Here is a 13,035-nt window from a genome sequence, read left to right as displayed (position 1 = left end):
TCAGCTCACCTTGCGATATCCTTGGTCGTTTGCCTTTAGCAACGACATCAGCATTGGCCCAAGCGAAAACTCCCCCCGATCCGAGCGTTTCGTCAGGTCGCGCAGATAGCCACCGGCGGAATTGATAAAGTTTGAGCGTTCCAAAATGCACGCCATCGCCGCTGCGGCATTTTCCGGTCCCATGGCATTGCAGGCCTCCTCGTAGGCCGATGGGCTGACACCCAACATTGAGCGGACTACGACGGCCGCCGCCATTAACTCCCGCCAATTCGAAATGCCGCCGACCGGCCCATAGTCAGTAATCTGCGGGCAGGCTCGAAGCACCATTCCCAACGGGAACGCCCTGATCTGTTCGAGTTTAGCCTTGGTGTCTCGGGGCGTCACGCTCTTTGGGTGCGGCTGTTCCGCCAAGTTTTCGCCCTGAGCCTTTCCAGTGCAAGGTTCAAATTCATTTATAGATTCGGTATTTGAATTCTGTATGTGGCGGTCATTTTGAATGGCATTGCCCTTCAAATTATCGGTATTTAGTTGAATTTCCAATATATTGAGTACCTCTTCGCGCAGGAGCTCCATTTCATCAAGCGCCGCTTCGACTTGTGTCCTGCCGGGATAGCGCGGAAGCCGCGCGAGGATACCAATATACGCCGTTTCAACCTTCCCCCAGTTGCCTGACGCACCCTCCTCGATCGCAGCCGAGATTAGCTTGCGGACATCGCGTCTGCAGATCGTGAGAGCTTCCTTTGCTCTCCGAAAGCGCATACGTTCTGCGGCGACGTCTTGTGCTAACATTGCAAGCTCCTTGGCGCGAGCCAAGAGTGGCGTTAGATCAAAACCATATGCCTGCTCGATTTCACCATCGCGATTGCGGTGTGCGTACCGCTTACCATTTGGACTGTCGCGGCGCTGGATGAGCCCGGCATCGACGAGTGCGCCGAGCTGCCGGCGGAGTGTGGTTTCCGTAATCCCGTGAGCGCGTACGGACAGCTGTGCATTGGACGGAAACACTACAAGGCCGTGTTCAGCGTCAAGCTCCCCATTGGGATAGAACGTCAAGAGCGCATCGAGAACCGCTAGCGCTCTGTCCTGAAGGCCGAAGCGTTCCCGCGCCTCGCAAACGTCGCGAAATACTTTCCACTTTTCAATACGCGCGCCTGGACTTGAATCTGCGATCGCCATCTGGCCTTTGACCAGGGCAAGCGACATCGGCCGCCGCCCAAAGGGCGTCGTTACATGTCCCGTCTGCATTTTTCTCTCACCTTTCGTTAGGCAAAAGAAATCCGCTCACCAAATCGGCGCCAAGACTCTTGACTGTGATTCCGGGAAATGCGATTCTCGATCCTGCTAGAGATGACGAGAGAGGCTTCCACGGTTTACCGTTTGGGGGCCTTTTTCTTTTGCGGCTTAGTCTCCGTCGGTTTTTTGTTTCGATCCTCTGTACTCGTCGTACAAACGATCCATGTGGGCGGAAAGCCAGTCGCTGAAGGGCTTCGCCTCGACATTCGAAAGCTCAATGGCAACCTTCTTCGACTTCGCGTTCATCACGAAATTCAGCGACCGATCGCTCGACGTCCAATCCTTCGCGGGCGCAGCTGTCTTCGGCGTCTTTGCAGCCGATTTGACCTTGTATCGCTTCAGGTAGTCATGAAGTTCATCGAACCGCTCGTCTTCATCGAGCTTCAGGAACTCAGCGGATCCCGAATGCTCCACTGCGACCTTCGACAGGGCAGGGGCAAGAACCAATTGCCGAAGGCTCAGCCATCTGTCGCGGCCGATCTTCTTGGATGCGCCCAATGCTTGGATAATTGAGGCCGGGACCGTCTCGACAACTCCGAGCATCTTGGAGAGCATCGCCTCATCGATTGCGAGCGACGATCGAACCACATCCTTGGTCATTCCCGACGCAAGCAGGTTCTGGGCGAAGTAGGCGCGCTCTATGAACGACAGGTTCGAACGGGCTGCGTTCTCCTGCCCTTGGACAATCGCCGAGGTGATGTCGTCGAGCTTCTTGACGATGGCTTTGACGGGTAGGCCCAGTTCCCGAGCGACCTTGAGGCGACGATGGCCGAAGACGACCATATATCGCTTACTGTCCGTAGAGCTGGGTCGAACCAGGATAGGCGTTGTTTGACCAGATTCCTTGATAGCTTGAAGGAGTTCCTGAAACTCCTCCCCATCGTCCGAAAGACGGTCGGCAATAAAGGAAGCGTCAATCAGCCGTGGATCCAGATCCACGATCACCTCGCCCTCCATAAGCTTCTTGGTGTTCTCCGCCATATCTTCAATGGAACGAACAACCGTCTTTGCTGCTCCTGTCATGCCGTAGCCGGGCTTCGTCGGCGTCTGATTAGCCGTAATCGAAGCCATGTCTAATTTTGCAAAAGGATTCTCACGAGACATAACCGCCCTCCAAGCCTGTGCTCAACCATGATAAGGCGTTGGCACCAATAGGAAAAATGCCGGAAAAAACGGCTGACAAGCGTGTCATTTCCGTCCCCAAGCGCCATGAATGAGATCGACGATTTCACCGTTAGCCGCATTCAAGCTTTCCATCGCTCGATCGTAGGTGGACCTTACGAAATCACCTCGCTCGACCTCGTACAACGTCTGCTTCTTGATGGAAGCATCGGAAATCGCCGTCGATTTCAGAACGTGGTTTCGCAACATTTGCTGAGCAAACATGGATTGCATAAACCCGACCATCTGGGCCTGCGGGATATCCGTCGGCTCGAAACGCGTGATGAGGTAGCGGAACCATTGTACCCGCATCTCAGCACCCGCCTCCGCAACCGGACCCATAATGCCGCCCAGCATCATCAAGAACTGGCTCATTGACATGATGTCCAACATCTGGGGATGGATCGTGATGAGAATCCCGGTCGATGCCATAAGGGCGGTGATGGTCAAGTAACCCAGTTGTGGGGGGCAATCGATGACGACCACGTCATATCTCTCATCTACCTGCTTCAAAGCGCTGGCTATTCGCATGTAGAAGAGGCGCCCATCCTCTCCCTTTTTCGAAGAGATCGCGAGCGGCACATCGTACTCGTACTCCTGGAGAACCAAGCTCGCCGGCACGACGTCGAGGCCCGGAATGTTTGTTGACTGAATGACATCCGCAATCGACTTGCGCTCGTCATCGAAACGAAGCGCCTCGTATAGGGACGCCGTATCGTCCAGTTCTGGCTGGATACCGAACAGAGAGGTCAGGGATGCCTGAGGATCGAGATCGACCGCCAGCACGCGATGGCCAGTAAGAGCCAGATATTGTGCGAGGTGTGCGGCGGTCGTGGTCTTACCGCTCCCACCCTTGAAATTTACGACTGAGACGACCTGCATGGGTTCGCCCTCACGGCGCCTGGGAACGTAGTACCTCTTGTCGGATTTCTTATTGGCTTCAAGATAGTCTCGGAGTTCCAACATCTGGTCAGCCGTATAATATCGGCGTCCACTGACCGACTCTATCTCTGGTCCCTTTCCGTCAGAATGAATCTGTCGAAGGTGAGTCTGGGTGACCCCCATGAACTCCGCGACTTCCCCCAATTGAAATTTCCGCAGGCCTTTGCGAGCGTCAGGGGGATACTGCTGGCTGCGCAGCATATGCAATGCGCTTGAGATCTTTGCCCCTTGTTGGGCAATCTCGATATCGAAACGATTCGGCTGCGAACTGCTCATTTTGCGAACTATATCCTGGAGGTCTTCACTTTCGAAAAAATGGCCACAATGCCATCATTTGCGAAACTATCTCCCGATTCCCACAGTGTCGCAAGAGGTTTAAAGTTAACAACAGGTTAACAATATTCGCCCGACTTAGCTCTCTCTGCCGAATCTGCAATAACTTTCGGTTAGTTAGGCAGAATTCACTTGCGGCGTACAGCCGACCGAAACTGCAGATCTGCAGACGTTGACGTGGGTTTTACACACTATTTGGAGCGTTCAGACTCTCAAACCCAAACCAGGCGATAGAATCAGCCTCTGCAGATCTGCAGATAGCCACGCAGCTCCTCAGATGGTCTTTCTCCCCGCATGTCTACATCATGCGGAGATTGATATGCAGATTTTGACCGTTTCCCCTAATCGATACGTCGATCATATGGATCTCCTGAAGCAGATGCATCGTCTGCGCGCGGCAGTTTTCCGCGAGCGCCTTGCATGGGATGTCACCATCACTGAAACCGGCGAGCGTGACGAGTACGACGACTTCGATCCGACCTATATCCTTGCGGTCACAGACGGCCAAAGGGTCGTCGGCTGCGCGCGCCTGCTGCCGGCATTGGGGCCAACAATGCTGGAGCAGACATTCCCGCAATTGCTGGCGTCCGGTTCGCTCGGTGCGTCGGCCAGCATTGCCGAGAGCTCGCGCTTTTGCGTCGATACGTCCGTGGCTGAGCGAAGGGGAGGGGGTCAGCTCCATCTCGCGACGCTCACCATGTTTGCCGGGATCATCGAATGGGCGATGGCAAACGGCTACGACGAGATCGTCACGGCCACTGACCTGCGCTTCGAGCGCATCCTGAACCGGGCCGGATGGCCTATGAAGCGGCTTGGCTATCCTGTGGCGATCGGCAATACCGTGGCCGTCGCCGGAACCCTGCCAGCCAATCAGGAAAGTTTTGAACGCGTTTGCCCGCAGGGTTACCACTCGATCGCCGAACATCACGACCGTCAGATCCGGAGCGCTGCGTGACCCTGCTCCGTTCCCATCCCCGCCTGGTCCGCAAACTGCAGGACGCCCTTGGCGACCAGCTCTGCGTCGCGCTCGATGACACGACCGTGGTCGAAATCATGCTCAATCCCGACGGCCGTTTGTTTATCGAACGGCTCGGGCACGGCGTGGCACCAGCCGGCGCGATGACCTCTGCCGCCGCTGAAGTCGTCATTGGCAGTGTTGCCCACGCCCTGCAGTCGGAAGCCGACGACGAACGGCCGATCATCTCCGGCGAACTGCCGATCGGTGGACACCGCTTTGAGGGGCTGTTGCCACCGGTCGTTTCAAGTCCGGCATTCACCATCCGCCGTCGTGCCTCGCGTCTGATCCCGCTCACGGAATATGTAAAGTCAAAGGCGATGACTGAAGCACAGGCTTCCGCCATTCGAAGCGCCATCGACGCGCGAATGAACATCGTCATTTCCGGGGGCACCGGGTCGGGCAAGACCACTCTCGCCAACGCCATCATCGCGGAGATCGTGACTGCCGCCCCGGACGATCGGATGGTTATCCTCGAAGACACCGCCGAGATTCAATGCGCCGCCGAAAATGCCGTGTCTCTGCATACAAGCGACACCATCGACATGGCGCGCCTGCTGAAGAGCACGATGCGCCTGCGGCCCGACCGCATCATTGTCGGCGAGGTCCGCGACGGCGCGGCCCTTACCCTGCTCAAAGCCTGGAACACGGGACATCCCGGCGGTGTCACCACAATTCACTCCAACACGGCGATGTCGGCCTTGCGCCGGCTGGAGCAACTGACGGCGGAAGCCAGTCAGCAGCCGATGCAGGAGGTGATCGGCGAGGCCGTCGATCTCGTCGTCTCCATTGAGCGAACGGGGAAGGGGAGGCGGGTCCGCGAGGTCATCCACATCGAGGGATACCGCAACGGCCGCTATCAGACCGAACACTATGCCCAGATCGATGAGGACAGCCATGTCGCGTAGAATCAATATTCTTCTCACCTGTGCGGCACTGGCCGCCGTTGCAATTTGCCTTCCAGATTCAGCACTTGCCTCTTCCGGCGGTGGCAGTCTCCCGTGGGAGGCGCCGCTCGAGCAGATCCAGCAATCGATCACCGGGCCTGTCGCGGGGTTCATCGCGCTCGCCGCCGTTGCCATTGCCGGCGCCATGCTGATCTTCGGGGGCGAGCTGAATGATTTCGCGAGGCGGCTTTGCTATGTGGCGCTGGTGGGTGGCGTCCTGCTTGGGGCCACCCAGATCGTCGCCCTTTTCGGCGCGACCGGCGCATCAATCGGCGAGGCTCATACACAGGCCGAGCAAAACACTCCCGAATCGACGATGACGCCGGCCACAGTGGGGGAGGGGGCTCATGGCTGAGGTGGGCTCTTCTCTCGAACGCTCGCGGGTACACCGGGCGCTATCGCGGCCGAACCTGTTGATGGGTGCCGACCGCGAGCTGGTGCTATTGACGGCGCTTGCGGCCATCATCCTGATCTTCGTCGTCTTGACCTGGTATGCGGCCCTGTTCGGCATCGCGATTTGGCTGGTCGCGGTCGCGGCGCTGCGTATGATGGCGAAAGCTGATCCCCTGATGCGGCGCGTTTATCTCCGCCATATCTCCTACAAGACGTTCTATCGCGCGACCTCGTCGCCGTGGCGCAAGTTCTGAGGGGCTGCAGATGGTCGCCCTCAAATCATTCCGGCATTCCGGACCGTCCTTTGCCGATCTGGTGCCGTATGCCGGCCTGGTCGATAACGGCGTCATCCTGTTGAAGGATGGCTCGCTGATGGCCGGCTGGTATTTCGCGGGGCCGGACAGCGAAAGTTCGACCGACGCCGAGCGCAACGAGGTGTCGCGACAGATCAACGCGATCCTGTCGCGGCTGGGCTCCGGATGGATGATCCAGGTGGAGGCTCTGCGGGTGCCGACTGGTGATTACCCAACTGAAATCAATTCCCACTTCCTCGATCCAGTGACGCGCGCCATCGACGACGAGCGGAGGACGCATTTCCAGAAGGAGAAGGGGCATTTTGAGAGCCGCCATGCGCTGATCCTGACGTGGCGTCCGCCCGAGCCGCGCCGCTCCGGGCTGACCCGGTATATCTATTCGGATGCGGCCAGCCGTTCAGCCACCTATGCCAACACGGTGCTGCAAAGCTTTTTGACCTCGATCCGGGAGGTGGAACAGTACCTCGCCAACGTAGTTTCGATCCGCCGGATGATGACACGGGAAACGCCGGATCGCGGTGGGTTCCGTGTCGCGCGATACGACGAGCTCTTCCAGTTCATCCGTTTCTGCGTCACCGGTGAAAACCATCCGGTTCGCCTGCCGGACATCCCCATGTATCTCGACTGGCTGGTAACGGCCGAGTTGCAGCATGGACTGACCCCACTGGTCGAGAACCGCTTTCTGGGCGTGGTCGCCATCGATGGGCTGCCAGCCGAAAGCTGGCCGGGCATTCTCAATACGCTCGACCGGATGCCGCTCACCTATCGCTGGTCCTCCCGCTTCGTCTTCCTCGACGCTGAAGAGGCACGGGCACGCCTGGAACGCACGCGCAAGAAATGGCAGCAGAAGGTGCGCCCATTCTTCGACCAGCTTTTCCAGACACAAAGCCGCTCGGTCGATCAGGATGCCCTGCTGATGGTGGCGGAGACAGAGGACGCCATCGCGGAAGCCTCATCGCAGCTCGTCGCTTATGGCTATTACACACCGGTCATCGTGGTCTTCGAAGAAGCCCCGGGCCAGTTGCAGGAAAAGTGCGAGGCGATCCGTCGCCTGATCCAGGCAGAAGGTTTTGGCGCACGCATCGAGACACTAAACGCGACGGATGCCTTTCTCGGTAGCCTGCCCGGCGTCTCCTATGCCAACATTCGCGAGCCGCTGATCAACACCCGCAATCTCGCCGATCTTATTCCGCTGAACTCGGTCTGGTCGGGCAGTCCGACCGCGCCTTGTCCGTTTTATCCGCCGGCCTCGCCACCGCTGATGCAGGTGGCCTCTGGATCGACGCCGTTCCGGCTTAACCTGCATGTCGACGATGTGGGACATACGCTTATCTTCGGCCCAACCGGTTCCGGGAAATCGACCCTGCTGGCGCTGATTGCCGCGCAGTTCCGGCGTTATGCAAATGCTCAGGTGTTCGCCTTCGACAAGGGCGGCTCAATGCTACCTCTGACGCTCGGTCTCAATGGGGATCACTACCAAGTCGGCGGGGATATCGGCCCGTCAGCGGACGGTGAGTTGAGGCCGCTTGCCTTTTGTCCGTTGGTAGAACTGTCGACCGATGGGGACCGTGCCTGGGCAGCCGAGTGGATCGAGACACTTGTGGCGTTGCAGGGTGTGACCATCACGCCGGACTATCGCAATGCCATCTCCAGGCAGTTGGCGTTGATGGCCGAATCCCGCGGCCGCTCGCTTTCCGATTTTGTCTCCGGCGTCCAGATGCGTGAGATCAAGGACGCGCTGCATCACTACACCGTTGATGGTCCGATGGGCCAGCTGCTCGATGCCGAAATGGACGGTCTTGCGCTCGGCGCCTTCCAGTGCTTCGAGATCGAGGAATTGATGAACATGGGCGAGCGCAATCTCGTTCCGGTTCTCACCTACCTTTTTCGCCGCATCGAGAAACGCCTGACCGGAGCGCCTAGCCTGATCATTCTCGACGAGGCCTGGTTGATGCTCGGCCATCCGGTGTTCCGCGAAAAGGTCCGGGAATGGCTGAAGGTCTTGCGCAAGGCCAATTGCGCTGTCGTGCTCGCCACCCAATCGATCTCGGACGCCGAACGATCCGGGATCATCGACGTGCTCAAGGAGAGCTGCCCGACAAAAATCTGCCTGCCAAACGGCGCGGCACGCGAGCCGGGCACACGAGAGTTCTATGAGCGCATCGGCTTCAACGAACGGCAAATCGAGATCGTCGCAACCGCCATTCCCAAGCGCGAATACTACGTCGTCTCTCCCGAAGGTCGTCGTTTGTTCAACATGGCGCTCGGCCCGGTCGCGCTCTCGTTTGTCGGGGCGACTGGCAAGGACGATCTGAAGCAAATTCGCGCGCTTCACTCCGAACATGGGGCCACGTGGCCTCTTCACTGGCTCCAGCAAAGGGGGATCGCCCATGCCGAGACACTTTTCCCGACATCATGAGACCGTACCCATGGTCGTCGTCGTTGCCACCGCGCTTGCGATCGCCTTGCCGCTTCAGGCTTCTGCCGGCGGTGTGACGGGGGAGGCAACCGAATGGACGCAGCTTGCCAACAATGCCGAGCTGATCTCGCTCGTCGGCAAGTCGGCTGAGCAGGTCAACAACCAGATTACCCAGATCTCGCAGCTGGCCGAGCAGATCCAGAACCAGATCAATATCTACAACAATATGCTGCAGAACACGGCGCAATTGCCAAACCACATCTGGGGCCAGGTCGAAAGCGATCTCCAGAACCTGCAGAGCGTTGTGGCCCAGGGGCAGGGGGTCGCCTTCTCGATGGGCAATATCGACGACGTGCTCAAGCAGCGTTTCCAGAGCTTTGCCGAGATGAAGAGCAACCTGCCTGATGGCGCAAGCTTCTCGTCCACCTATCAGAACTGGTCCGACACCAACCGCGATACGATTGCAGGATCCTTGAAGGCCGCGAACCTGACGGCCGAGCAATTCTCGAGCGAAGAAAGCACGATGTCATCGCTGCGCTCGATGTCGGAGACGGCAGACGGGCAGATGAAGGCGCTGCAGGTTGGACACCAGATCGCCGCCCAGCAGGTCGCACAGATGCAGAAACTGCGTGGCCTCGTATCCCAGCAAATGACGATGATGGGCACCTGGTTCCAGTCGGAGCAGGCGCAAAAGGATCTCGCCCAGGCGCGCCGTGAACAGTTTTTTAGCGGAACCGAGCATGACATCCGCGGCGGGCAGACGATGGAGCCCCGCTGGTGAGCCCGCGTGTCGTCATCATCCTCACGGTTGTTGCCGCGTTTGCGGTTAGTGCCGGCATCATCACGTGGATCGTGCAGCCACATCCGGTCGCAATGTTCGGTGCGGGCGAAGCTTCGACGCAGCCCGCCTCTGCTGCGGACCGCCTCGAACACCGAGAAAAATTCTTCGGCGGTGACACCACCCGCGACATCCGCGGCGGCCAGGAGATGAAGCCGCGATGGTGATTGTTCCTCCTTCCCGGCGCCTCGAACTCGCCTTCGCGACGATTTGCATCCTCCTCATCGTGAGCGCGCCGGCAGTGGCGCAACAGGGTGAGGTGCTCACCACTCTGGAGAACTCCGTGGTCGCTGCCGCCAAGGGCTGGGAGACCACGGTTATGAACGCGGCGCGCTCGCTGTTCTGGATCCTTGCCGGAATCGAGGTTGGCATCGCCGCCGTATGGCTGGCGATCAACGCAGCCTCGCTCGACAGCTGGTTTGCCGAGCTCGTGAAACGCATCATGTTCATCGGGCTCTTCGCCTTCATCCTCGACCAGGGGCCGGCCTTTGCAAAAGCCGTGGTCGATAGCCTTTACCAGATCGGCGCCGGCGGCGGGTCGGCCTCCCCGGCCAACATATTCGATGCCGGCATCCGTATCGCGACCAAGATGTCCGAGCAGGCGAAGTTCGGGCTCTGGGAAGACAATGCGCTGGCGATTGCCGCCGTTTTCGCAATGGTCGTGGTCGTTGTCTGCTTTTCGCTCGTTGCCGCCATCTTCGTCTCGGTCATGGTCGAGATGTATGTCGGCCTGCTCGCCGGCATGATCATGCTCGGATTGGGCGGCACGTCCTATACCAAGGACTTTGCCATCAAATATCTGGTCTACGCCTTCTCGGTCGGCATGAAGCTGATGGCGCTGGTCATGATCGCCAAGATCGGCTCGGACATCCTGCTGGGCCTCGCCGAGGCACCGACAGCCACCTCGGAGCAGTTCATCACCACGCTCGCGATCGCCGGCATCTCGGTCGTCGTCTTCGTCATCGCCATGTATGTGCCGCCCATCCTGCAGGGCGTGGTTCAAGGTGCCTCGGTCTCAGGCGGCATGGAAGCGATCCGCCACGGCGGACAGGCTGCATCCTTCGCCGCAGGTGCCGGCTTCCTCGCCGCAGGGGCAGCGAGCAGAGGCTTCCAGGCTGCAAGTTCGGCGAGGGCAGGGGGTGCATCCCTTGGCAGTGCGGCCATGCGCGGAATGGAGGCCGGGATTGGCGGTGCGGCTGGTGCCGTCGGCTCGGCCGCCAAGGATAAGGCGGTCGGTTCACCCGGCGCCTATGCCGGATCGCTGCTCGGGCTCGCCAATGCCAAACTCGACCAGCAATCGGGTCGGGCCGCACCGACTCTTCCAACACCGCCGATCAACGAGACTAAATAACTGGAGGCCGATCATCGATGGCCGGACACATCCCGCTTGATAATCCCTATCTCGCCGCGCGCAACGAATGGAACGAGCGCTACGGCTCCTACGTGAAGGCTGCTGCCGCCTGGCGCATCGTCGGCATCGCCGGCATGACCATGGCCGTGATCGGCTTTGGCTACGCGCTCTACCAAAGCACCCAGGTAAAGCTCGTTCCCTATATCGTCGAGGTCGACAAGCTCGGCACGGCTGTCAATGCCGGCTTCCCGCAGCAGATCGAATATGCCGATCCGCGGGTGGTGCGCGCCACACTCGGCAGCTTCGTCTCGAATTTTCGGAGTGTGACGCCGGATGCGGTCGTGCAGAAGCAGTATATCGACCGAACCTATGGCTTGCTCAGGATATCCGATCCGGCGACCGAGAAGGTCAATGCCTGGTTCCGCTCGAACTCTCCCTTCGAGAAAGCGAAGAGCTCGACCGTTGCCATCGAGGTCAACAATATCGTCGCGCTCTCGAACCAGAGCTACCAGATGGACTGGACCGAATTCGAGCGCGACCGGCGCGGCAAGGAAACCGCCGTTCGCCGCTTCCGTGGCATCGCCACCGTGACCCTGACCCCACCGCAGGACGAGGGCGTCATCCGCGTGAACCCCATCGGTCTCTATCTACGCGACTTCGACTGGACAGCACAACTTTGAAAGGCATGGCCCGAACATGATCATCCCACTCAGAAGAACACGGACCATCCTGACAGGCGCTCTCGCCTCGGGGACGTTGGCGTCTTCACTGTTCATTCCCTTCCATGCTTCTGCAGCCGATGGCGTCACCGCCAACGAGGCGAAAGGCATGGGCATCTCCACCCAGTGGCGCGGGTCGCGCGGCTTGGTGACCAAGGGTGCCGACGGAAAGGTGATTTTTCTGTATGGCGAGGTCCAACCATCCGTTGTTTGCTCGCCGCTGCAGGTCTGCGATATCGAGCTGCAGGGCGGCGAGGTGGTCCGCGACGTGCTCGTCGGCGACACGGTGCGCTGGAAGGTCGAACCGGCGACCTCGGGCGCTGCCGGCGGTCAGGCCATCCATCTGATCGTCAAGCCTTCGGAGCCAGGTCTTGTAACCTCAATGGTGGTGACGACATCCAGGCGGACCTACCATATTCAGCTCAAGTCCCATTCGACGCAGTATATGGCGCGTGTCGGCTTCGAATATCCCGAGGATGTTTCGACAAAGCTTGCCGACATCAATGCCCGGCTGGAGGCCAGCACCATCCCGGGTGCAGGGATACCCGCCGAGCAGTTGAACTTCAGCTACTCCGTTTCGGGCAGGGCCGGCTGGCGGCCGACCCGGGTCTATTCCGACGGGCTCAAAACCTACATCCAGTTTCCGCGCTCGATTTCCGGTCAGGATGCACCTGTTCTGTTCGTGACCTCCGGTGGGCAGAACCGCATCGTCAACTACCGGATGAAGGGCGACATGATGGTCGTCGACTACCATGTCGATCGCGCGGTGCTTGTCTCCGGCGTCGGCTGGAGACAGGAGAAAGTGACGATCAGAAGGGGAGGGAGGTAATGAACGTCGTGCTCTCCCGTTCGCGCCCCTTGCGAGCCATTCGCAGTTTTACTGCAGCCTGCAGCCTCGCCATGCTTCTTTCCGGATGCCAGTCGATCGGAACCGATGGCATCGTGGCCAGCAGCGCACCGTCAGAAATCTCCGGCCCCGCGGCAAGCGCCATCGCCGGCGACATGGTGAGCCGCCTTGCCGAACAAATCGGGCCGGGAAAGGCGACCGTCGCACTGAAAGTAGATACCTCGGCTTTCGGCCAAGCACTGGAAGCGGCGCTGAAGGGATGGGGCTATGCCGTCGTCACCGATCAGGAAACCGATAGCAGTACGAAAGTCATACAACTCGCCTATGTGATCCTGCCGTTCGACGGTCAAGTGCTGGCACGTCTTTCGACAAACAACGTCCAGATCGGCCGCGCCTACACGGTAACGGCAAACGGTGCGACGCCAGCGAGCGCGCTCTCGCTGATGCGGCGCGGGTGAGGGAG

The 13,035-nt window shown here is 59.3% G+C and carries 14 protein-coding genes; 11 read left to right on the top strand and 3 right to left on the bottom strand.

The annotated features are described in order from the left end of the window. The 3 genes from repC to repA form a co-directional block, all read right to left on the bottom strand. Window positions 1-1,245 carry a plasmid replication protein RepC gene (gene repC / locus RHEC894_RS24020; protein WP_085739492.1) on the bottom strand — a complete coding sequence of 415 codons (1,245 nt, stop codon included), beginning with the start codon at window positions 1,243-1,245 and terminating at the stop codon, window positions 1-3. Between the two features lie 156 nt (window positions 1,246-1,401). Then, the gene (repB, locus tag RHEC894_RS24015) at window positions 1,402-2,397 is read right to left on the bottom strand and encodes a plasmid partitioning protein RepB (protein ID WP_085739491.1); all 996 of its coding nucleotides are present in this window, start codon (window positions 2,395-2,397) and stop codon (window positions 1,402-1,404) included. An 84-nt stretch (window positions 2,398-2,481) separates the two neighbouring features. Next, window positions 2,482-3,672 carry a plasmid partitioning protein RepA gene (gene repA / locus RHEC894_RS24010; protein ID WP_064694993.1) on the bottom strand — a complete coding sequence of 397 codons (1,191 nt, stop codon included), beginning with the start codon at window positions 3,670-3,672 and terminating at the stop codon, window positions 2,482-2,484. Window positions 3,673-4,048: 376 nt separating this feature from the next. Here repA and traI point away from each other — a divergent pair, with 376 nt between their 5' ends. Genes traI through trbH form a run of 11 tightly spaced genes read left to right on the top strand, consistent with a single transcriptional unit; the run spans window position 4,049 to window position 13,030 of the window. Continuing rightward, on the top strand, window positions 4,049-4,684 hold the full coding sequence (gene traI, locus RHEC894_RS24005; protein ID WP_085739490.1) for an acyl-homoserine-lactone synthase TraI: 636 nt from the start codon (window positions 4,049-4,051) through the stop codon (window positions 4,682-4,684). Further along, window positions 4,681-5,652, top strand: coding sequence for a P-type conjugative transfer ATPase TrbB (gene trbB / locus RHEC894_RS24000; RefSeq protein ID WP_085739489.1), 972 nt, complete (start codon window positions 4,681-4,683; stop codon window positions 5,650-5,652). Before traI ends, trbB begins: the two co-directional genes overlap by 4 nt. Beyond that, entirely contained in the window at window positions 5,642-6,046 is a 405-nt protein-coding gene (gene trbC, locus RHEC894_RS23995; protein ID WP_085739488.1) for a conjugal transfer pilin TrbC, read from the top strand. Before trbB ends, trbC begins: the two co-directional genes overlap by 11 nt. Then, the gene (locus RHEC894_RS23990) at window positions 6,039-6,338 is read left to right on the top strand and encodes a conjugal transfer protein TrbD (RefSeq protein WP_085739487.1); all 300 of its coding nucleotides are present in this window, start codon (window positions 6,039-6,041) and stop codon (window positions 6,336-6,338) included. The genes trbC and RHEC894_RS23990 overlap by 8 nt, the downstream gene beginning before the upstream one ends. 10 nt (window positions 6,339-6,348) lie before the next feature. After that, window positions 6,349-8,817 carry a conjugal transfer protein TrbE gene (locus RHEC894_RS23985; protein ID WP_085739486.1) on the top strand — a complete coding sequence of 823 codons (2,469 nt, stop codon included), beginning with the start codon at window positions 6,349-6,351 and terminating at the stop codon, window positions 8,815-8,817. A gap of 10 nt (window positions 8,818-8,827) precedes the next feature. Continuing rightward, a complete protein-coding gene (gene trbJ / locus RHEC894_RS23980; protein ID WP_245339541.1) occupies window positions 8,828-9,598 on the top strand; it encodes a P-type conjugative transfer protein TrbJ in 771 nt (256 codons plus the stop codon). Then, the gene (gene trbK / locus RHEC894_RS23975) at window positions 9,595-9,822 is read left to right on the top strand and encodes an entry exclusion protein TrbK (protein WP_010067986.1); all 228 of its coding nucleotides are present in this window, start codon (window positions 9,595-9,597) and stop codon (window positions 9,820-9,822) included. The genes trbJ and trbK overlap by 4 nt, the downstream gene beginning before the upstream one ends. Next, the gene (trbL, locus tag RHEC894_RS23970) at window positions 9,816-11,006 is read left to right on the top strand and encodes a P-type conjugative transfer protein TrbL (protein ID WP_085739484.1); all 1,191 of its coding nucleotides are present in this window, start codon (window positions 9,816-9,818) and stop codon (window positions 11,004-11,006) included. The genes trbK and trbL overlap by 7 nt, the downstream gene beginning before the upstream one ends. A 17-nt stretch (window positions 11,007-11,023) precedes the next feature. Beyond that, window positions 11,024-11,686 carry a conjugal transfer protein TrbF gene (locus RHEC894_RS23965; protein WP_010065931.1) on the top strand — a complete coding sequence of 221 codons (663 nt, stop codon included), beginning with the start codon at window positions 11,024-11,026 and terminating at the stop codon, window positions 11,684-11,686. Between the two features lie 22 nt (window positions 11,687-11,708). Beyond that, complete coding sequence (trbG, locus tag RHEC894_RS23960) at window positions 11,709-12,554, top strand: P-type conjugative transfer protein TrbG (RefSeq protein WP_085739514.1); 846 nt, start codon at window positions 11,709-11,711, stop codon at window positions 12,552-12,554. Next, complete coding sequence (trbH, locus tag RHEC894_RS23955; RefSeq protein ID WP_085739483.1) at window positions 12,554-13,030, top strand: conjugal transfer protein TrbH; 477 nt, start codon at window positions 12,554-12,556, stop codon at window positions 13,028-13,030. The genes trbG and trbH overlap by 1 nt, the downstream gene beginning before the upstream one ends. The last annotated feature ends 5 nt before the right edge of the window (window positions 13,031-13,035 follow it).

The organism is Rhizobium sp. CIAT894, assembly GCF_000172795.2.
GTDB lineage: Bacteria > Pseudomonadota > Alphaproteobacteria > Rhizobiales > Rhizobiaceae > Rhizobium.
The sequence above is the reverse complement of the archived record's forward strand: the minus strand, read 5'-3'. Positions and strand labels throughout refer to the sequence as shown.

Excerpts from the sequence above, each read along its gene's own strand:
- repC (WP_085739492.1), bottom strand. The coding sequence starts at position 1,245 with ATGCAGACGGGACATGTAACGACGCCCTTTGGGCGGCGGCCGATGTCG.
- trbC (WP_085739488.1), top strand. The coding sequence starts at position 5,642 with ATGTCGCGTAGAATCAATATTCTTCTCACCTGTGCGGCACTGGCCGCC.
- repA (WP_064694993.1), bottom strand. The coding sequence starts at position 3,672 with ATGAGCAGTTCGCAGCCGAATCGTTTCGATATCGAGATTGCCCAACAA.
- trbH (WP_085739483.1), top strand. The coding sequence starts at position 12,554 with ATGAACGTCGTGCTCTCCCGTTCGCGCCCCTTGCGAGCCATTCGCAGT.
- RHEC894_RS23985 (WP_085739486.1), top strand. The coding sequence starts at position 6,349 with ATGGTCGCCCTCAAATCATTCCGGCATTCCGGACCGTCCTTTGCCGAT.
- trbJ (WP_245339541.1), top strand. The coding sequence starts at position 8,828 with ATGGTCGTCGTCGTTGCCACCGCGCTTGCGATCGCCTTGCCGCTTCAG.
- trbL (WP_085739484.1), top strand. The coding sequence starts at position 9,816 with ATGGTGATTGTTCCTCCTTCCCGGCGCCTCGAACTCGCCTTCGCGACG.
- RHEC894_RS23990 (WP_085739487.1), top strand. The coding sequence starts at position 6,039 with ATGGCTGAGGTGGGCTCTTCTCTCGAACGCTCGCGGGTACACCGGGCG.
- traI (WP_085739490.1), top strand. The coding sequence starts at position 4,049 with ATGCAGATTTTGACCGTTTCCCCTAATCGATACGTCGATCATATGGAT.
- repB (WP_085739491.1), bottom strand. The coding sequence starts at position 2,397 with ATGTCTCGTGAGAATCCTTTTGCAAAATTAGACATGGCTTCGATTACG.
- RHEC894_RS23965 (WP_010065931.1), top strand. The coding sequence starts at position 11,024 with ATGGCCGGACACATCCCGCTTGATAATCCCTATCTCGCCGCGCGCAAC.